Source organism: Sporosarcina jeotgali (assembly GCF_033304595.1).
Lineage (GTDB): Bacteria > Bacillota > Bacilli > Bacillales_A > Planococcaceae > Sporosarcina > Sporosarcina jeotgali.
On the sequence record NZ_CP116341.1, the window covers coordinates 2745319 to 2764592 of the forward strand.

At 45.7% G+C, this 19274-nt stretch carries 17 protein-coding genes and 2 pseudogenes; 8 read left to right on the forward strand and 11 right to left on the reverse strand.

Annotated elements, in window-relative coordinates:
- Nucleotides 1-106 precede the first annotated feature (106 nt).
- On the reverse strand, nucleotides 107-1114 hold the full coding sequence (locus PGH26_RS13875; RefSeq protein WP_323691632.1) for a LolA family protein: 1008 nt from the start codon (nucleotides 1112-1114) through the stop codon (nucleotides 107-109).
- Nucleotides 1115-1186: 72 nt separating this feature from the next.
- Nucleotides 1187-1552: a holo-ACP synthase gene (gene acpS, locus PGH26_RS13880; RefSeq protein WP_323691633.1), complete on the reverse strand. Its 366-nt coding sequence runs from the start codon at nucleotides 1550-1552 to the stop codon at nucleotides 1187-1189.
- A gap of 66 nt (nucleotides 1553-1618) precedes the next feature.
- Here acpS and PGH26_RS13885 point away from each other — a divergent pair, with 66 nt between their 5' ends.
- Complete coding sequence (locus PGH26_RS13885; protein WP_323691634.1) at nucleotides 1619-2248, forward strand: rhomboid family intramembrane serine protease; 630 nt, start codon at nucleotides 1619-1621, stop codon at nucleotides 2246-2248.
- Between the two features lie 349 nt (nucleotides 2249-2597).
- On the opposite strand, the gene PGH26_RS13890 is transcribed toward PGH26_RS13885, so the two are convergent.
- The 6 genes from PGH26_RS13890 to PGH26_RS13915 form a co-directional block, all read right to left on the reverse strand.
- Nucleotides 2598-4076 (reverse strand): PH domain-containing protein, encoded by a 1479-nt coding sequence (locus PGH26_RS13890; RefSeq protein WP_323691635.1) that lies wholly within the window; start codon nucleotides 4074-4076, stop codon nucleotides 2598-2600.
- Nucleotides 4069-4548: a PH domain-containing protein gene (locus tag PGH26_RS13895; RefSeq protein WP_323691636.1), complete on the reverse strand. Its 480-nt coding sequence runs from the start codon at nucleotides 4546-4548 to the stop codon at nucleotides 4069-4071. The genes PGH26_RS13890 and PGH26_RS13895 overlap by 8 nt, the downstream gene beginning before the upstream one ends.
- Nucleotides 4549-4680: 132 nt before the next feature.
- Nucleotides 4681-6225: a degradosome RNA helicase CshA gene (gene cshA / locus PGH26_RS13900; protein ID WP_323691637.1), complete on the reverse strand. Its 1545-nt coding sequence runs from the start codon at nucleotides 6223-6225 to the stop codon at nucleotides 4681-4683.
- Nucleotides 6226-6569: 344 nt separating this feature from the next.
- Nucleotides 6570-7280 carry an alpha/beta hydrolase gene (locus tag PGH26_RS13905; protein WP_323691638.1) on the reverse strand — a complete coding sequence of 237 codons (711 nt, stop codon included), beginning with the start codon at nucleotides 7278-7280 and terminating at the stop codon, nucleotides 6570-6572.
- A gap of 3 nt (nucleotides 7281-7283) precedes the next feature.
- Entirely contained in the window at nucleotides 7284-8663 is a 1380-nt protein-coding gene (locus PGH26_RS13910) for a UDP-N-acetylmuramoyl-tripeptide--D-alanyl-D-alanine ligase (RefSeq protein ID WP_323691639.1), read from the reverse strand.
- A 12-nt stretch (nucleotides 8664-8675) separates the two neighbouring features.
- Nucleotides 8676-9743 (reverse strand): D-alanine--D-alanine ligase, encoded by a 1068-nt coding sequence (locus PGH26_RS13915; RefSeq protein WP_323691640.1) that lies wholly within the window; start codon nucleotides 9741-9743, stop codon nucleotides 8676-8678.
- A gap of 214 nt (nucleotides 9744-9957) precedes the next feature.
- Between PGH26_RS13915 and PGH26_RS13920 the strand changes: the two genes are divergently transcribed.
- A complete protein-coding gene (locus PGH26_RS13920; protein ID WP_323691641.1) occupies nucleotides 9958-11139 on the forward strand; it encodes an FtsW/RodA/SpoVE family cell cycle protein in 1182 nt (393 codons plus the stop codon).
- Nucleotides 11140-11236: 97 nt separating this feature from the next.
- Complete coding sequence (locus PGH26_RS13925) at nucleotides 11237-12418, forward strand: FtsW/RodA/SpoVE family cell cycle protein (RefSeq protein WP_323691642.1); 1182 nt, start codon at nucleotides 11237-11239, stop codon at nucleotides 12416-12418.
- A 40-nt stretch (nucleotides 12419-12458) separates the two neighbouring features.
- Here the strand turns inward: PGH26_RS13925 and PGH26_RS13930 are convergent, their stop codons facing one another.
- Nucleotides 12459-12599, reverse strand: coding sequence for an Lmo0850 family protein (locus tag PGH26_RS13930; RefSeq protein WP_172643597.1), 141 nt, complete (start codon nucleotides 12597-12599; stop codon nucleotides 12459-12461).
- A 207-nt stretch (nucleotides 12600-12806) separates the two neighbouring features.
- Between PGH26_RS13930 and PGH26_RS13935 the strand changes: the two genes are divergently transcribed.
- From PGH26_RS13935 to cls, 5 genes and pseudogenes are all read left to right on the forward strand, one after another.
- On the forward strand, nucleotides 12807-12959 hold the full coding sequence (locus PGH26_RS13935; protein ID WP_431312501.1) for a metal-sensing transcriptional repressor: 153 nt from the start codon (nucleotides 12807-12809) through the stop codon (nucleotides 12957-12959).
- A 13-nt stretch (nucleotides 12960-12972) separates the two neighbouring features.
- Complete coding sequence (copZ, locus tag PGH26_RS13940; RefSeq protein ID WP_323691643.1) at nucleotides 12973-13182, forward strand: copper chaperone CopZ; 210 nt, start codon at nucleotides 12973-12975, stop codon at nucleotides 13180-13182.
- Nucleotides 13183-13307: 125 nt separating this feature from the next.
- Nucleotides 13308-13688 (forward strand): copper ion binding protein, encoded by a 381-nt coding sequence (locus tag PGH26_RS13945; RefSeq protein WP_323691644.1) that lies wholly within the window; start codon nucleotides 13308-13310, stop codon nucleotides 13686-13688.
- Nucleotides 13651-14076, forward strand: a pseudogene (locus tag PGH26_RS13950) (HAD-IC family P-type ATPase); the annotation flags it as partial. The gene PGH26_RS13945 and the pseudogene PGH26_RS13950, both read left to right, overlap by 38 nt.
- A gap of 149 nt (nucleotides 14077-14225) precedes the next feature.
- Entirely contained in the window at nucleotides 14226-15677 is a 1452-nt protein-coding gene (gene cls, locus PGH26_RS13955; protein WP_323691645.1) for a cardiolipin synthase, read from the forward strand.
- 767 nt (nucleotides 15678-16444) lie between these two features.
- On the opposite strand, the pseudogene PGH26_RS13960 reads toward cls, so the two are convergent.
- Together PGH26_RS13960 and PGH26_RS13965 are read right to left on the reverse strand one after the other, a co-directional pair.
- Nucleotides 16445-18091 (reverse strand): annotated as a pseudogene (locus PGH26_RS13960) (IS1182 family transposase); the annotation flags it as partial.
- 150 nt (nucleotides 18092-18241) lie between these two features.
- Nucleotides 18242-19126 (reverse strand): M15 family metallopeptidase, encoded by an 885-nt coding sequence (locus PGH26_RS13965; RefSeq protein ID WP_323691646.1) that lies wholly within the window; start codon nucleotides 19124-19126, stop codon nucleotides 18242-18244.
- Nucleotides 19127-19274: the final 148 nt, after the last annotated feature.

Genomic DNA, 19274 nt, shown 5'->3' on the forward strand with positions numbered 1-19274 from the left:
ACCTCTTCAGAATAAGTAGTCCTATTATCATCCTGAAAGGCATCACACGTCAATTCAGATAAGAAGCGGGTACCCAATTGTTCGGCACCCGCTTGTTTCGTATCATTTACTTAACTACATCTGGCTGCATCGATCCAGCTACTTGAATGAGTTCACCCTTACTGAGCGATTCAGAAGCTACATAAAACGCAATTCCATCTTGCTCCCAGCGAATCGTATTACCTGAAAGTGCTGCGACAGCGAATCCTAAATCTACTGGATCTCCATCAATGGATACGGGCACTTGGCTATCCACTGCAGCTGCCGGTTCTTGAACAACGACGTACTCTTTTCCAGCACCGCCATAAGATAAGAAGAGACGCGTTCCAGTTTCTGTTGCGACCGGTTCTTCGCTTATCAATGTAACACCTTCAAAGGAAGCGGAAGGATAGAAGGTTTCAAGCTGCGCATTTTTGTCCTTTGGCTTTTCTTCTTTTTTCTCGTGATCCATATTTTCCGTCTCCACTTTATAGTCATCCGCTTTACGCTTTACGCCTAAAGTGATTTTCTTGAATGTCACACGGATTTTCTCTTCCTTGTTTTCATCTAACAACGAAACGTGCGTTGGAAGCAATGTCTTTTTGTCGATGTGAATCTGTTGTTTCGGCAATACTGCCTTATGATTATTTCGTGTTGCCGTTTCAAATACATACGTCTTATCTTTCTCTGTCATCGTTGACTTCTTATCTGCTTTAATATCATCAGATAGTGTGCTGATTAAGTACGCCTGGCTATTTTGTGCCGGCCAGTCACTTTGGAATTTGTACGTCTTGTTCAATGACGGTGTGACGACAAAAACTCCCTCTTCGTTGCGGACAATCATTTGAGACTCATCTTTCTCTTTTTGGGAAACGTCCACTTTGTAAAAATCAGGCTTCGTGTGCCAAACCGTCACGTCATAGAGACGCGGTTCTTCTCCGGTCTTAATCTCCATCGTTGCTTGAAGATCGTACCCGTTGGAATCATTCCATTTCCCACTCAGTTTCTTGACGACATCTTCCTTCGATGGTGCTCCGCAAGCAGTCAGTAACAATAGAACCGCACCCAACAACAGTAATCCAATTTTGCTTCGCATTCAGGTCATCCTCTCCTATTTCAATCGGGTAGGTCATCTTATGAGGAGGGACAGTCATTTATGCAAAGGTGTTTAGAAACGTTCCATTTTTTGAAGGATTACTTGCGCAGCAGCTACTGTCTTCGTATGTGTAATGGAAACAAACCCGTCCACGGGAAGTCCTTTAAAGTATAGAATCGGTGCGCCTTTTTCATTCGGTAAAATTGCAACATCCAGAAAACTGCATTCAGGCCCAATTCCCGTTCCAAGTGCTTTGGCGTAGGCTTCTTTCGCTGCAAAACGGCCGGCAAGGAACTCAATGCGGCGCTGATTCGAAAGATCTGCGTAAACGTGCTGTTCTTCAGTTGTAAGAATCCGATTCCGGAATTTATCGGATTTGCTGTCCAGTTCCGCGATCCGGTCCAATTCCGTAATATCCAAACCAATTCCTGCGATCACACAGTCACCTTCTTTCCATATAGTGTTGAAAAATTGTATACTTACTTTAAAGATCGGGGGAGAGACATGTTTATCCGTACTGAAAGTTTTTCTCAATACATTCGGCAATACCCAGTGGTGTCCACGCTTATCGCACTAAATGTGGTCATATATTTACTGTCATTATTGCCCTTCATAGGCGACCCTATCCGCAACTTCGGAGTAGGCTCGAATTACATGATTGCGCAGGGTGAATATTGGCGCCTAGTCACGCCCATGTTTTTACACGCCGGAATCATGCATTTGTTGTTCAATATGTTTTCCTTATTCATCTTCGGACCTGAACTGGAGAAGGTGGCTGGGAAAGCACGATTCCTAACTGTCTATTTCTTGGCAGGTATCTTCGGTGACATCGCGACGTTCTTCGTCTACGATTCCAGTTATTTGCACGTTGGCGCTAGTGGTGCGATCTTCGGGATTTTCGGTGCATTTGGAGCACTTGTGTATTATACAAAAAAGATGCTGCCTCAGCTTCGCCAAATTATCCTGCCCATTATCGTACTGAGCGTGGTCATGACTTTTATCGGGCCTAATATTAACGCAGCTGCACATATTGCGGGGCTGGTTGTTGGGTTCTTAATCGGATTAAGCATTTTCCATCCTAAGCGAATCATTAGCTGGCGCAAGCCGAAGCTCAAAGTTGTTCAGAAAAGATAAAGACTGCTAGAAAGTCAGTGTTGCTGACTTTCTGACAGTCTTTTTTTGGTTTATGGAGGGTGCTATTTGGTGGGTTATGATCACTTTGGGGGATTTATGAGCGCTTCCAGTGGGTTATGATCACTTTCCGCGGGTTATGAGCGTTGCCAGTGGCTTATGATCACTTTCCCTGGGTTATGAGCGTTTCCGCTGGGTTATGATCACTTTCCCAAGTTTATGAGCGCAACCCATCAGGTTATGATCACTTTCCCAAGTTTATGAGCGCAACCCATCAGGTTATGATCACTTCCCCCACAATGCATGACCAATCCTCACTCTTATAACCACTACCCCCAACCAATTACAGCACCTAGCCTTGCGAAGGTTCATACCAATCCAGCAGTTCCTCCGCTTCATCCACATCCATTTGCCGCAGTCGGACGTCGTGAACGCCTATACCTGACTTTACGTTCAAGTGAATGGATGCCACACGTTTGCGCCGCTGGAAAATGGTTTGACGCAAATGCGCGGATTGAATCCGTTTTCGCATCGTGTAAGAGGTTTCCAGACTAATGCCTCGCGAGCGCATGGTGACTTGATTTCCACTGATTCGATACGCCGCCGAGCGATGCTGCCACATTCCAAACACCATTACGATCGGCACAATGAGCAGCGACAGCAGTCCATATGGATAGAAAAACCAGCTCACTAGCGCAATCACGGGAATCATCCATAGAAAATCGATTCGATAGTAAAACTTGCGGCCGCGCTTCGGCAGTTTCTCCAGAGGTTCCCGCAAATCCAATTCCGGAAAAATTGCTTGAAGCGGTTCGTACAACTCTGACTTTTTCACAAGCGGGAACAGCTGGATTTTGGATCCATCTCCTGCAGCACCTGCGCTATGAACAAGGACACGGCCATATCCAAACATTTGCCGCAATGGATTCTCCACAAAACTAATGCTTTGAATACGGCTAAGCGGAATCGTTGTCCGTTTTTTCTCTAGCAGGCCGCGTGTAATGATCAGCTCTTCATCCGAAACACGAACTGTAAACCCGTAATAGGAAAAGAACGTCATTGCAACAGATACTAACCACGCCAAAAACAATCCTGCTAAAACTAAAATCACAATTATAAATACACCAAACTTAATAAGACCCGCGAGCTCATCGCTCACTTTATCAAGCGGTAAAAACTCACCGAACTGGGACAGGAAGATTGCAACCCCTGAGAAAATAACACCGATTCCCCCAGACGTCGTAGCAAGTAGAACGAGCTGTTTCGGGTTCAAAGAAAACACACGTTTCTCAACAGATTCTTCATCAATCGGTTCTGCACTTTCTATCCCCGCCTCAATTGCATCTCCTGTTTCCTCAACTTTTCGTTTCTTCCCATCGGCAATCCTTTTCTTGATCAAATCCGCATCTTCACGGGTGACAGCTGTTAACTCTGCCTCCGCTTGATCTCCAGAAGAAGCAGCGGTTTCCACTTGCACGTTTACAAGTCCGAATGGGCGATGAAAAATTCCTTCTGTATAATTCAAACTTTGAATGCGTTCAAAAGGGATATAGCGTTTCTTCCGAACGAACAATCCCGATTCAATCCGCAGCTCACCATCTTCAAACCAGTACGAAAATCGTCTCCATTTGATAAATCCGCTGAATAGTAAATAGACGACGAGCACTGAACCTATGATCATCGACCAATTATCGAGAAACCAGTTGCCGCTGTCGTTATTTCTGCTCCCCGAGATAAAGACGACCACTAAAGGCAGAATGGCTTCCTTTAATGTTTTCAGACTTTCCACGATAATCGTAACCCAATGCAATTTGTAACGCGGTTCAGACATCGTCTTCCGCCACCTTTGCCAGCGCCGAAATACGATTTCGCAGTTCATCTGCTTCCTCAGTTGCCAGTGCTGGGATTGAGTGAACCGTCGCTGCAGAAGAAATCGATATCGCGGACAAATCATATTTCTTCAATATCGGACCTTGAGCTGTATCCACATGCTGGACACGCACCATCGGAATTAGCGTCCGTGTGACGATGAAAATGCCATGCTGTAATTCAATTTCAGACTCTCTCACTTCATAGCGCCACCTGGACCATCTGATCTTAGGGAACAGATAGATGAATAACCATCCGTATAATACAACAACAGAAGCAGCAATTATGTATACCCACCAGGGCCAATCAAAGATAACAGTCAGCGTACCCGCACCGATTGCAAGCAGCAGCACAACAGCCGTTTGCAGCCACCCATAGAGACGCCAAACAGTTAAGCCTTTCCTCGATAGTCTGTTCGCAGGTTCTTTTCTCACATCGATTCCTCCCTATCTATTACTAGTGTATACGATTGAAGAAGATAGATGTTTCAATAAATTAAATAAAAAGCTCGGGAAATGCACATTTTCCTGTGCACGTCCCGAGCTTTCCATTTATATAGTTAGTGATTAGCGTTCAGACCGTCCGCCACGTGAGCGATCCCGGTTTCCGCCTTCACGACTGCCGCCGCTGCTGCGTCCATCGCGACTTCCACCGCTGCTGCGTCCGTCACGGCTTCCACCGCTGCTGCGACGCTGACCGCCGCTGAATCCGCGGCCGCCGCCGTGTGAGCGATTGCCGCCACTGCGATTGCCTTTGTATCCGCCACGGCCACCGCCGCTGCCACCGCGTGATGGCAATGGACGTTCTTCTGTAATGGATACAGGAGTAGCGTCCGGCTCATTTGTTAGGTGTTTCAAAGCAGCTGCAACTAGATCTGTTGCATCGTACTTTCCAAGTAAATCTGTTGCGAATTGAACGTAATCATTCAGCTCATTCTTTTGAACAGCTTCAGCAAGCGTCTCAACTGCAACTTTCTGCTGGCCAAGAAGTGCTTCGTCAGATGTTGGCGGCTGAAGTGGATTCATACGCTTTTTCGTTGTTTCTTCAACAATACGAAGGTAACCCATTTCACGTGGTGTTACAAACGTAATCGCCATACCGCTCTTACCAGCACGACCTGTACGGCCGATACGGTGAACATAGCTTTCAGGATCCTGTGGAATATCAAAGTTGTAAACGTGAGTTACTCCAGAAATATCAAGTCCGCGAGCCGCAACGTCTGTTGCAACTAGAATGTCGACTTTACCCTCTTTGAATTGACGCAAAACAGACATACGTTTTGCTTGAGTCAAATCACCGTGGATTCCTTCTGCAATGTATCCGCGAATGTTAAGTGCATGTGAAAGCTCGTCAACACGGCGCTTTGTACGACCGAAAACGATCGCAAGTTCAGGCTGTTGAACGTTCAACAAACGAGATAGAATATCGAACTTTTCACGTTCTTGTGATTTCACGAAGAACTGTTCAATGTTTTCAACAGTCATTTCTTTTGACTTGATCTTAACCATTTCCGGATTCTTCATGAATGTTTCCGCAATTTTACGAATCGGTGCAGGCATTGTAGCTGAGAATAGCAATGTTTGGCGCTCTGCAGGAACATTCTCAAGAATAGAGTTAATGTCCTCGATGAAGCCCATGTTCAACATTTCATCTGCTTCGTCCAATACAAGTGTTTGAACGCCGTCAAGCTTCAATGTTTTACGCTTAATGTGATCCAAAATACGTCCCGGTGTACCGACAACGATTTGTGGATTGTTTTTCAATGCACGGATTTGGCGTGAAATTTCTTGTCCGCCGAATACAGAAAGAATGCGTGCACGTTTTCCGTAACCGATTTTATAAATTTCTTCAGAAACCTGAATCGCAAGCTCACGAGTTGGCGCGATGACAAGTGCCTGAACTGCCGGGTTGCTTGTATCGATTTTTTCGATCATAGGGATACCGAATGCTGCTGTCTTACCAGTTCCCGTCTGTGCTTGACCGATGACGTCCTTGCCTTCCATTCCAAAAGTAACCGTACCTTCTTGAATTGGAGTAGCCTCTTCAAAGCCCATTCTCTTTAGAGAGTCTTGTGTAGATTTACTGATATTAAGTTCTGAAAATTTCGTCAAACTTCTCAATCTCCTTTGTGTTTTCCATTTGACAATTGGTTACATTTGCAAATGAAAGCGCGGCAAATCGGAGCCTTATGCTTCTGGGTATGTTTCCGAACGTATACAAATCTAATATAGGAAATCATCCTGATGATCTCGACTAGTTAGATGTAGTGGATGAAAGGAAAGCCCGGTCTTTGCCGAGCGGTTCGATAGAGGATTCTCCTCTTTAGCGGCAGTGCCGTCAAACCGTTTTATTCAAAAAAAAGCACTCTCCACAAAAGGAAGAGTTCTGCGTAAATGTATCCAATGCTCAGGCTAGTTTACCACAACAAAAACGACATCGCAAGCTATACACTCGCTTAAACAAGTCCGCGTTCATCTGTTTGACACATAAATGCGAGTACCTTTTCAAACCACTCCGCACAGTCATCGCTGTAACAAATATGATGTTTCCCTTTATCTGAAAAGATCAGCTGTTTCGTTTCGGAGCCAAGCGAATGGTAAAGCAAGTGGGCACTTGAGTAAGGGACAATTCCATCCAGCATGCCTTGTACAATACAAACGGGAACGGTGATCCTGCTATAATACGGTTCGACTTGCTGAACAATCCGTGTAAATTGGTACGCGGAACGGATAGGTGTATTGGCTAATTTATAACGATACAAATGATAGAACGTATTCGGCGGGAAGTGCCGAATGACTGGCTCTGCCAGTAAAATTGCCGCGTCAGCCAAAAGCAGCCTTGGTGAAATGTACTTTGCAGCAGCACTCAGTAAGACGAGCCGTTCAACTGGATACCTAAGCGCCAGGTATAGCGCAATCAGCCCGCCCATTGAAAATCCGACTACAAAAATTCGATCCACTTGCTTACTCATCCGTCTGTAGGCGAGTTCCGCTTCCATGAGCCAGGCTTCTGCAGTGATTTCAGCGAGTCTGCCTCCTGGTTCATGCCCAGGCAATATCGGAATATCGATCAGCCAGTTCGTCTTGTCCTTTATATACTGGACGAAAGGGCGGACTTCAAATGAGCCGCCCGTAAATCCATGCAGAATAATTACACCTGTTTTCACGGATTACGCCTCCGTTTCCAATACACCTTTCAACACGTTTTCAAGTGCCATCCCGCGTGAACCTTTCAACAGAATAATCGATTGATCATTGATGGATTCAAGCAATTTGCCGACGATAGGTGCATAGTCGTTCTCTGTCCAAATTAGTTCCACATCTGTTTTCCGTGCCAGAAGTTCGTCATATAACCAATGCATTCTAGGTCCGTATAAGGCTATTCCCTTCAACTGTAGGTTGGCAAGCTGGTCAGCAACTGATTCATGGAAATGTCGTTCATCTTGTCCAAGTTCCAGCATATCGCCCAGTACTACCCACTTATCATGACGGAGTTCTGTTTGGCCAATGAATGTCAATGCTGCACGCAGCGACGTAGGAGCGGCATTGTAGGCATCATTGATGAACAATGCTCCGCTTTTTGCTGTTACAGGCTGCATGCGCATCGGTGTTAATACCGCATTCAGCAGAGCACTCCGTATTGCATCTTCCGTCATGCCGAGCTTTTTAGCCACAAGCATTGCAGCCAGTGCATTTTTCACTTGGTGCTCTCCGTAGACCGGGATAACAAAATGACCCTCGATTTGACCTGAAACCGTAAATCGACTGCCTTGTTCAGTCACTTGGATATCTTTTGCCGACAAGTCACACGCATCTCCGCAGCCGAATGCATGCGCATCGAGTTCCGGATGTTGATTTACTAAGGCTGTCAAAAGCGGCTCGTCGCCGTCATAGTAAAACGTTCCATTCTGTGAAAGTCCTTCTATAATTTCAAATTTCGCCTTCGCAATTCCTTCCCGGCTGCCAAGATCTTGCATGTGGGCTTCACCGATATTTGTGATGATCGCTATATCAGGCTTTGCTAATTTAGAAAGAAATGAAATCTCTCCGAAACCGCTCATTCCCATTTCGAGAACCGCCACTTCCGTCTCTTCTTCTAGGGCTAGAATCGTCAACGGCATACCGAGTTCGTTGTTGAAATTCCCTTCTGTTTTACGGACCGTAAATTCTTCACCCAGCACACTTGCAAGCAAATCCTTTGTCGATGTCTTCCCGTTCGAACCTGTCACACCAATCACTTTGCATGTGAGCTGTTCACGATAGCTCCGAGCCAGCTGCTGCAACGCAATCTCTGCATCTTCCACAAATAGGAGCGGAATGTCTTCAGGCGGATTTGGTTCATCTGACAGCCAAAGGGATGCGGCTGCACCGTTTTCAAACGCTGAACGGACATACGCGTGCCCATTCGCATGTTCGCCACGGAATGGGATGAACAACTCTCCTTTTTTGATATTCCTCGAGTCAATAGTTGCACCTGTCACCGTGATATCTTCTAATAATTGGCCAGAAGCCTCCAGCCAGCTTGCCAGTTCAGTCAGTTTTCGTTTCATAAGTTATCCCACTCAATCCATTGTGTATTGTATCTGTTGTTTTTCTGCATGACGCGCAATGGCCAATTCAATTAGTCGGTCAATCAATTCTGGATAACTGACGCCAGTATGCTGCCAAAGCAGCGGGAACATACTCGTCGGTGTAAATCCAGGCATCGTGTTAACTTCATTGATCAGCACTTCATCGCTTTCTGTTACAAAGAAATCTGCGCGAACAAGTCCTGCACAGTCGAGTACTTTAAATGCGCGGTATGCCATGTCTTTCATATGGGTTGCGACGTCCACAGGGATATGCGCTGGAATGACTAATTCCGTGTTACCATCTTGGTATTTTGCTTCGTAGTCATAAAATGCCGCAACAGGCTTGATTTCCCCTGGAACGGAACACGCAGGCTCATCGTTTCCGAGCACACCCATTTCAATTTCCCGCGCAGTGACGCCTTGCTCTACAATGATTTTCCGGTCGAATTTCAATGCAAATGCAATCGCTTGTTTCAAACTTTCCCGATTGTCCGCTTTGCTGATCCCCACACTTGAGCCCAAGTTCGCTGGTTTTACAAACACAGGGTATTGAAGTGTTTGTTCTGCAGCGTCCAACAGCCGTGCTTCTTCTTTTTCCCACTCCGAACGTATGAAGTGGACATAAGGTACTTGCGCTAGACCCACTTGGGCAAACAGCTGTTTCATGACGACTTTATCCATCCCCGCGGAAGATGCGAGGACGCCATTTCCCGCGTATGGGATATTCATGACCTCGAATAAGCCTTGAACTGTGCCGTCTTCCCCATTCGTACCATGCAATAATGGCAAGATGACGTCCGGCTTATTTTCAAGTTGAAGGAATTGGGCAATGCTGTCAGGCTCACTGCTGCCCTGACCGTCCAAACGCAATTCCTCAATGGTATCCACAGGTGCCGTAAGTGATGTGCCGGTACGCCACTCTCCTTCAGGCGTTATGTAAATCGGCATCACTTCGTACGTGTCAAAATTGATAGCCTGTGCAGCAGCGCGTGCAGTAGATAAGGATACTTCGTGTTCTGCTGATTTTCCTCCGTAGACTAACCCTAGCTTTTTTTTCATAATAATCCCTCTCGATCCGTTAGTTTTCGTTTCACTAGTTTACCATGAACCGCGGGTGAAGCTAGAAAAAACCTTCCTTTTCATCTATCGTTACCGTAATAAGTTTTTCACTGAAGAAACTTATTATTCCGCAGTCACGTCTTATGAACTACGTGAACCTTTGACCTAACTACGGTATACTTTACCAATCATTTCCTTAGGGAGGAGAAACGCTTTGAAACTTTCAACCAAGTGGACAGATCGATTTGACTGGACACTTGCCTTTTATCTTTTATGTTTTTGCATCGTCAGTTTGACGGCGATTGGCTCAGCCCAAAACTCCGGACAGTACAATACAAATTTCATTCCCTTGCAAATCCGCTGGTATGTTCTTGGTGCATTCATAGTCTTTGTAATGATCCAGCTCGAACCGCAGCAATATAAAAAATTGGCATGGCCCCTTTATGGTTTCGGAATCTTCTTGCTGGTATTTCTAATGCTGGCACCGGGCGGACAAGACCAAATTGCCGAAACCCGTTTAGGTGCAAAGCGCTGGCTGCATTTACCTGTCATCGGAACCATTCAGCCTTCAGAGTTCATCAAAACGTTTTTCATCCTCGGATTAGCTCGTGCAGTTAGTGTTCATCATGAACGCTATCCAGTTAAGTCGCTTAAGATAGATCTGATGCTGCTTGGTAAAATCGGCCTGATGCTGCTAGTTCCGCTTGCTTTCATATTGAAACAGCCTGATTTAGGGACGTCTCTTGTATTCATCGCGATTACGGTAGCTGTTGTCATTGTGTCCGGAATCTCTTGGAAATTGCTCACCCCGTTAATCGCTGTCGGCGCGACACTTGGTGCAGCACTTTTATGGATGGCAATTTATGCACAAGATTTTTTGCAAAAGCTTGGTTTTGACCCCTATCAATTTAAGCGTGTCTATTCGTGGCTGGATCCTTATTCGTATCCAGGGGAAGAAGGATATAACCTGATTCAGGCGATGACTGCAATTGGTTCTGGGGAGTTCACTGGAAAAGGATTTAAAGAGAGCATCGTCTATATTCCCGAAAACCACACAGACTTCATCATCAGTGTGATTGGAGAAGAGTGGGGGTTTATCGGCACAAGCTTACTGATCACACTATTTTTCGTCTTCATTTACCATTTAACTAAAATTGCATTAACTCTTAAAGATACGTTCAGTGTATATGTGACAGCCGGTGTTATTGCAATGATTGCTTTCCATGTATTAGAGAATATCGGAATGAATATCCAGCTGCTGCCGATAACAGGAATCCCTCTTCCTTTCATCAGTTATGGAGGAAGCTCATTGTTTAGTAATATGTTTGCGATTGGCTTGGTTTTCAGCATGCGCTTCCACCAGCAAAATTACTTATTTGAAACAGAAGACGAGTAACCTGACAAAACAGGAACAATTCCTCTTGTGAAATCAGGTGCGTTTTCGGTTATAATGAGTGACTGTAACTCTTATGAAACGATAAAGGTGACATTATATGAAAATAGAACAAAAATCTGCTGATCGATTCGATTGGCCTTTAGCCTTTCTTTTGCTTATGTTTGGAGCCATCAGTCTAGTTGCCATCTCCTCTGCCCAGACCACTGGACAATATGGCATTAACTTCATACCTTCACAAATTCAATGGTATGTCGTAGGTTCAATTATTATCGCGATTACGATGTATTTCGAACCTGAACAATATAAGAAAGCGGCATGGCTCATTTATGGTGCCGGTATATTCGCCTTGTTCGTGCTTTACATCTTGCCGGAAAGCCTGGATTTAGTATCCCGCCGGAATGGTGCAAAAAGCTGGTTCCACCTGCCGGGTGCAGGAAGCATTCAGCCTGCTGAGTTCATGAAAACGTTTTTCATCATAGGACTTGCCCGGGTGATTACGAAACACCACGAGAAATTTTCTGAGAAAACATTGCAAACCGATTTCATGCTGCTGATGAAAATCGGGGTCGTACTGATTGTTCCATTATTCTTTATTATGATGCAGCCCGATCTTGGTACAGCATTAGTTTTTCTGGCAATCACTGCGGCTCTTGCTGTAGTGTCAGGGATAACCTGGAAAATACTGCTTCCGATTTTTGTAGGCAGTGCTTCAATTGGCGGTACCATGCTCTTTATGGCATTATATGCCCAGGATTTCTTAACGTCACTTGGATTTAAGCCCTACCAGTTCCAACGGATCTATTCTTGGCTCGATCCCTATTCGTATTCATCCAATGAGGGGCTGCATCTAATTACTTCATTGAACGCGATTGGTTCAGGAGAGATTTTCGGAAAAGGGTTTAAGGATCGTGAAGTGTATGTCCCTGAGAGTCATACGGACTTCATCTTCAGTGTGATTGGGGAGGAATGGGGGTTCTTCGGCGCTAGCGTCGTGATTTGCCTATACTTCTTCCTGATTTACCATTTGACGAAAATTGCATTGGAATTAAAAGATCCGTTCAGTACGTATATCGCTGCGGGGATTATCGCAATGATCACATTCCACGTATTCGAAAACATCGGAATGACGATTCAGTTGCTGCCGATTACAGGAATTCCGCTTCCCTTCATCAGTTACGGAGGAAGTTCTTTGATGGGCAACATGCTCGCTATCGGTCTGATCTTCAGTATGAAGTTCCATCATCGAACGTATATGTTCAAATCGGATGAAGAAGACTAAAAAACACGTCCACAGGATTTCCTGTGGACGTGTTTTTTAGTTATGGTTGGATTTGCGGGTCTTGCTGAGCAGGCGGTGTAAGGGCCTTCAGCATATCTAGACGCGATTTAGTCATTGTAGCGGAAACACCTAACTTCGCTAAGTTTGTGATGATCTTCTTCAAATCGATTTCTTTCGCCATCTGGTTCCACCTCAACCTTTCTATAGTGCAGGACGCACAAATTGGATGTAAGGTTCTATTTTGTTCAAAACGTGATGTTTTCTTTGTCTAACTTTATTATACCACAATTGTCAAGTTTTTAACCTTTCAATTATGTTACAAAATCACTTTCTTCGTAAATTTTATTTCACACGTTCGAATCATTTACATACCCCCATACAGTACATTATGTTTGCTGCTACGCAATCCGCATTGAATGACGCGGCAAAAGTATTGCTGGACGTTCACTTAAAAGGATGCGTGAAAGAACGGCTGGATGAAGGTGATGATGCCGTTTTGGATGAATTGCTCATGACCGTTTCGAAATTGATGAGAAAATAAGGAGGAATTTCAAATGGAACAAACACCATTAACAGTCAAAGGCATGTCTTGCGGGCATTGTGTGAAAGCGGTTGAAGATAGTGTCGGGAATCTTGCAGGCGTTGAATCCGTTTCCGTTAACCTTGACGCAGGAACTGTGCAAGTTTCTCATGACACGACTGCTGCAGACCATAAAAAGATTGAAGAGACGATTGAAGACCAAGGGTACGACGTCGTTCAGTAATTTTTCTGAAACCGCATGCCTAGGCTGTGCGGTTTTCTTCATATTATCCCAAAACACGATGGCAGCTGCCATTTTTATTTTCGTTAAAATATACCCCCGTCAGGTACTAGAGGAGGTCAAATCTGATGAGTGAGAAACGAATAGATATCCCGATCACCGGCATGAGGTGTGCCGCTTGTGCAAATCGGATTGAAAAAGGACGTTTCAGAATGGATGGCGTGAAGGAAGTCGCCGTCAATTTCGCAACGGAAAAAGCCGCTGTGACAGTCGAGTCGGACGCTGCTGATTTGCCTGCCATCCGAGCTAAAATTCAGTCACTTGGTTATGAAGTGACCGAACGTGATCTGCATTTACAGCTCACAGGCATGACGTGCGCAGCTTGCTCTGCTCGAATTGAAAAAGTACTTTCCCGTATGTCCGGTGTTTACAACGTGAATGTCAACTTAGCACTGGAGACAGGTCGCGTAAGTTGGGATCGATCGAATTATCACAGGTGTACTGCCTGACCAAAAAGCGCAAACGATCGCGGCATTGCAAGCTGAAGGAAAACGGGTTGCGATGGCAGGTGACGGCATTAACGATGCTCCTGCGCTGGCCGTAGCGGATATTGGAATGGCGATGGGGACTGCTACTGCAGTCGCGATGGAAGCAGTGGATATTACTTTGATGCATGGCGATTTGCTGCGTGTTCCAGATACGCTGAAGATGAGCTGGCTGACTGTAAGGAACATTAAACAGAACCTGTTTTGGGCACTTGCCTACAACTCAATCGGCATTCCGATTGCGGCGGGTGGCTTACTCGCTCCTTGGGTAGCAGGGGCGGCTATGGCATTCAGTTCTGTATCCGTCGTGTTGAATGCACTCAGATTGCAGCGGGTGAAATTGCGTTCATAATTACAATTACTTGCTGAGCCGAAAGAAACGGGTGGCCCCTGTTCTTTCGGTCTTTTTGCAGATTGACGAGCATTAGTGTTTTCAGGGACAAATTCCTTTGTTCATGTATACTATAGAAATACAATACATTCCCTGAAAGGCGGGATACAATGGCAGGAATCATCGGCTTTCTCACGATTGCATTACTTATTCTAAACATCCTGCTTGCGGGAGTTCTAATATTCTTGGAACGGCGTGACGCCGCATCTACGTGGGCTTGGCTGCTTGTCCTGTTTTTCATTCCTCTTCTTGGATTCATTATCTATCTGCTTTTTGGAAGACAGCTCAGGAAGCGTCACTTATTCCGCTGGTCAGGGCGGGACCGCATTGGAATCGAGTCTTTAATCGATTACCAAATGGAAGCGATTGAAGATGAAACCTTTGAATTCCAACTCGATGATACCGCTCATTACCATGATATGATTTATTTACATTTAAGAAATAATCATGCGCTGTTGACCCAGGATAACGATATGGAAATCTTTAATGATGGCGCTGCTAAGTTCGAGGCACTTATTGAAGACCTGGAAAACGCCAAGGATCATATCCATTTCCAGTATTACATTATGCGTCTCGACAAGCTTGGCAGCAGAATTATGGAAGTTCTCGTGCGAAAAGCGAAGCAAGGCGTAAAAGTGCGTGTACTTTTTGACGATATTGGATCTCGGGGATTGCACGTAAAACACCTGAAAGAACTGACAGATGCAGGTGGAGAAGCTGTATCCTTTTTCCCAGCTGTGTTACCGCTCATTAATCCGCGTATGAATTACCGTAACCACCGTAAAATCGTCGTGGTCGATGGGCGGATCGGGTATGTTGGCGGATTCAACGTAGGAGACGAGTATCTCGGAATGAGCAAGAAGTTTGGCTATTGGCGGGATACGCATTTACGTATTGAAGGCAGTGCCGTGCATCCGCTGCAAACCCGTTTCTTATTAGATTGGAATCAGGCATTGGCATCGAGTGAAGTTCAATACAACGACCGCTACTTCCCTGTCATTCCCCGTAAAGGTTCTGTGGGCATGCAAATTGTTTCAAGCGGACCCGATGCAGAATGGGAACAGATCAAAGACGGCTATTTAAAGATGATTTTCATCGCGAAAGAATACATTTACATTCAAACGCCCTATTTCATTCCTGATGTCAGTTTCTTGGACGCGCTGCGAATTGCGTGCTTGTCTGGAATCGATGTACGGATCATGATTCCGAATAAGCCAGATCACATGTTTGTTTATTGGGCGACGTATTCGAATATCGGCAGTTTGCTGAAGGCGGGGGCCCGCGTCTACATTTACGAAAACGGATTCATTCATGCGAAGCAAATTGTGGTGGATGATGAGCTATCGACTGTGGGGACTGCCAATATCGATGAGCGGAGTTTCCGTCTTAACTTTGAGATAAATGCATTCATCTACGACCGCGAGAAGTCACGTGAGCTCGCGGAGCTGTTTGAACAGGATATCCACTTGTCGACGGAACTGACGTACGATATGTATTTGAATCGTTCTCGTACGATTAAGATTAAAGAGTCCGTTTCACGGTTGTTGTCTCCAATTTTATAAATGGTTCAGTGTTGGGATATCTCCTTTTTGGGAGGTATCTTTTTTTGGGGTGGAGGTATGGGGGTGCTTGAGGGAATGAGCGGGTTGACCGACTGAACGGGCGGGTTCCTCGACGAAACGAGCGGGTTGACCGACTGAACGAGCGGGTTCCTCGACGAAACGAGCGGGTTGACCGACTGAACGGGCGGGTTTCTCACCGGAACGAGCGGGTTCACCGACTGAACGAGCGGGTTCACCGACGAAACGAGCGGGTTCCTCACCGGAATGAGCGGGTTGACCGACGAAACGAGCGGGTTCCTCGACGAAACGAACGGGTTGACCGACAGAACGAGCGGGTTCCTCGACGGAACGAGCGGGTTCCTCGACAGAACGAGCGGGTTGACCGACTGAACGAGCGGGTTCCTCGATGGAACGAGCGGGTTGACCCACTGAATGAGCGGGTTCCTCGACGGAACGAGCGGGTTGACCGACTGAACGAGCGGGTTCCTCGATAGAACGGGCGGGTTGACCGACTGAACGAGCGGGTTCCTCGATGGAACGAGCGGGTTCCTGGATGGAACGGGCGGGTTCCTCGACGAAACGAGCGGGTTGACCGACAGAACGGGCGGGTTCCTGGATGGAACGAGCGGGTTCCTCGACGAAACGAGCGGGTTGCCACACGAAACGTGCTCTCCCCCCTCCCTTAAGTCCCCACAAAACTCCCATTGCACCAGCGGAACTGTCGCGAATAAAAAAGAGGCTGGGACACAACCAGTCAGATTGAAGCAAAAAAAGCGAGTGTTCACCGATTTTTGGTGAGCACTCGCTTTTTTTCTCGTATTCTTTCCGTTTTCTGATGCCTGAATGTTGTTTATGGCCGTGTATTTCCTCAAATTCACGGCCATGAATGCGAAGCCCAGTTCATTTTTCACCTTATCATTTCCCCGCACAGAGAAACGAGTGAACGCCAAATTCGCCTTCAGAAATCCAAAAACTGGTTCTACGTCGATTTTCCGTTGACCGTAGAGTGAACCTGTTTTCTCTTCTGAAAGCTTCGCTCGAATGATTGTTTTATGCATTTCCCATTTTTCATTGATATACAATTTCCGGTTGTTGCCTTCCTGCGCTTTCGTACAAAGGGAGCGCAATGGGCAATCGGAACAATCGTCGCATTCATACGCTTTGTATTCGCGTGTGAATCCGTATTTGTCGGTTCGTTTTGAAAAATGGCTAAATCCTAGCCTGCGGCCATTCGGACAAGTGTAGGAATCCGCTTCCTCATCATAAGCCCAGTTCATTGTGTTGAACGGATCTTCTTTGTATTTCTTTGTCTTTTCCTTCCGATACTGATTATAGGTGATCAATGGTGTACGCTTTCTGTTTTCAAGGATATCTCCATAGTTCTGTTCACTGCCATAACCAGCATCTGCGACTATGTACTCCGGCAGCTCGAAATAGTCTTTCTCGATGAGATTAAGAAACGGGATGAGTGTTCGTGTATCCGTTGGGTTTGGGTAGATATCGTAAGCAAGCGCATACTGTCCTTCGGTTGCCACTTGCACATTGTAGCCTGCCTTGAGCTGGCCATTACTCATATGATCCTCCTTCATCCTCATGAAGGTGGCGTCATGATCCGTCTTGGAATAGCTGTTACGGTCTCCAAAAATCGCCATGTCGATCCGGTATTTCTCTTTGCGTTGTAAAAAATCCTGGAACTTTTTTCGATACTGTTTTGGTTCCTTGCGTTGCGACCGCAGCTCTTTTCGAACTTCTGTATCGTCGCTTTCTTCAATTTTTTCATCGTAGGTCTGTACCGTATCTTCCAGCTTGTTGAGGATGTTGGACAGTTCGTTCGTGGTAAGCTCGTCCGAACTTTCTCGTTCGATCTCCGGTATGATGTTCTTTTCCAAAAGCTCCTCATACATCTGATTCGATTTTTCGACCAGGCTCGCACTGTATCTTTCAACGGCTTTACGCCAGACGAAGGTGTACTTGTTAGCATTGGCTTCGAGTTTAGTCCCGTCTATGAAGATGGCTTCTTCTTCGATTTGCTTTTCTTCTACGAGTCGGCAGCGGAATTGTACAAAGCATTGGCGAAGAAGCTCTTTCACTTCGGGGTGGACCCGGAAGCGATTGATCGTACGATAGGTTGGTTCATATCCCTGAGCCAGCCACATCATCCGGACACTGTCTTTCAAAAGCCCTTCAATCTTTCTGCCAGAAAACACGGACTGGGTGTAAGCGCAGAGCAAAATCTTCATCATCATGCGCGGATGATAGGCAGGGCAGCCGGTTTCACGCAAAAAGCCTGTGAAGGCTTCTCCGGGGATCGACTCCACGAGCTCATTCACAGCGTAGGCAATATCATCTTTCTGTAGCTTCATTTCCATATCGAGCGGCAAAATTAGTTGATTCATGTTATACTCTTTAAACATAGGAAGACCTCCTTAAATGGTTTGTGGTGAATCTATTTTAACAGAGTGTCTTCCTATTTTCCTTTCTAAAATACCAAAAGAACGAATCCCTAGGATAATTCCTTAGGATTCGTTCTTTTTTAATTTACTGAGTTTTGTCCCAGCCTCTTTTCACTCCACTCCAAGGTATTCTTCGAGTGTGATATTTTTCTTGAAGATTTCTTCGGATAGCGGCTTTCCCACATAGCGGTAGTGCCAGGCTTCGTGCATATATCCTGTGATGTCTTCTTTGTGATCCGGGTAGCGCAAAATGAAACCGTACCGGTGCGCATTCGCAAGCAGCCACTTGCCTGCTTCTGTAGTACCAAACGAAGAGGACGCCCAGTGCTTTTCGTGATTTACTTCACCAATATCAAATGCTAGACCTGTTTGATGTTCAGAGTAGCCAGGTCGTGCGCTGTAGCGGTCTGCCGCCTCTACTCCATCCCGATCCGCATAGCGGTTGTATAGCGTCACTTGATAATCATAAGAGCGATATGTGCTGAACGCCGTTAAGTTAAAGCTGGACAGTTTCGCTTCTGCAGCCATTTCTTCAAATGCAGCACGTGCTTCCTTGCTCTCACCTGGGGCAAAGTCTTCTGGCAGCGGAAATTTTTTGTTGGCAATTAAGATGTTGTTCACATAGTGAGGTTGAGTTGGCAATTTCTGTCCCTCCACATATCCTCCATCAAAAGGCTGATTGCCGTTGCTTGGTTCTACGGGTTTTTCCGGAAGTGCCGGCTCTCCTTTTTCGACAGGAGGGAGATTTTGTTTATCGTTTTCTTTCTCTTCTGCACTCGGTTTAGATGGATCTTCTTCAGTCTCAGTCAAAAATTCTGTTGATTCACTGGAAGAATTCGAAATGCCTGCTTGCTGCAGCGTTTTCTCAACATCCCAATCATTAACCCCAACCCATACTGCCAGCCCTGCCATCGCGGCTGCGATTAATAATAGCGCCGCTTTGAGCCCCTTGGATTGTTTCTTACTCGCACGCCTTCTGTCTTGTCTTCGTTTCATTAGAGAATTGCCCTCTTTCATATCTATATCTTACTGTCTATTTTCAGTTTTTTGAATGTTACAGGATTATTACAAACAGTCCATTTCATAGTCTACCATCATTTCTGTCCCAGGACTACTGTGCCTTTTTAAAAGTGTGTGCTATGAT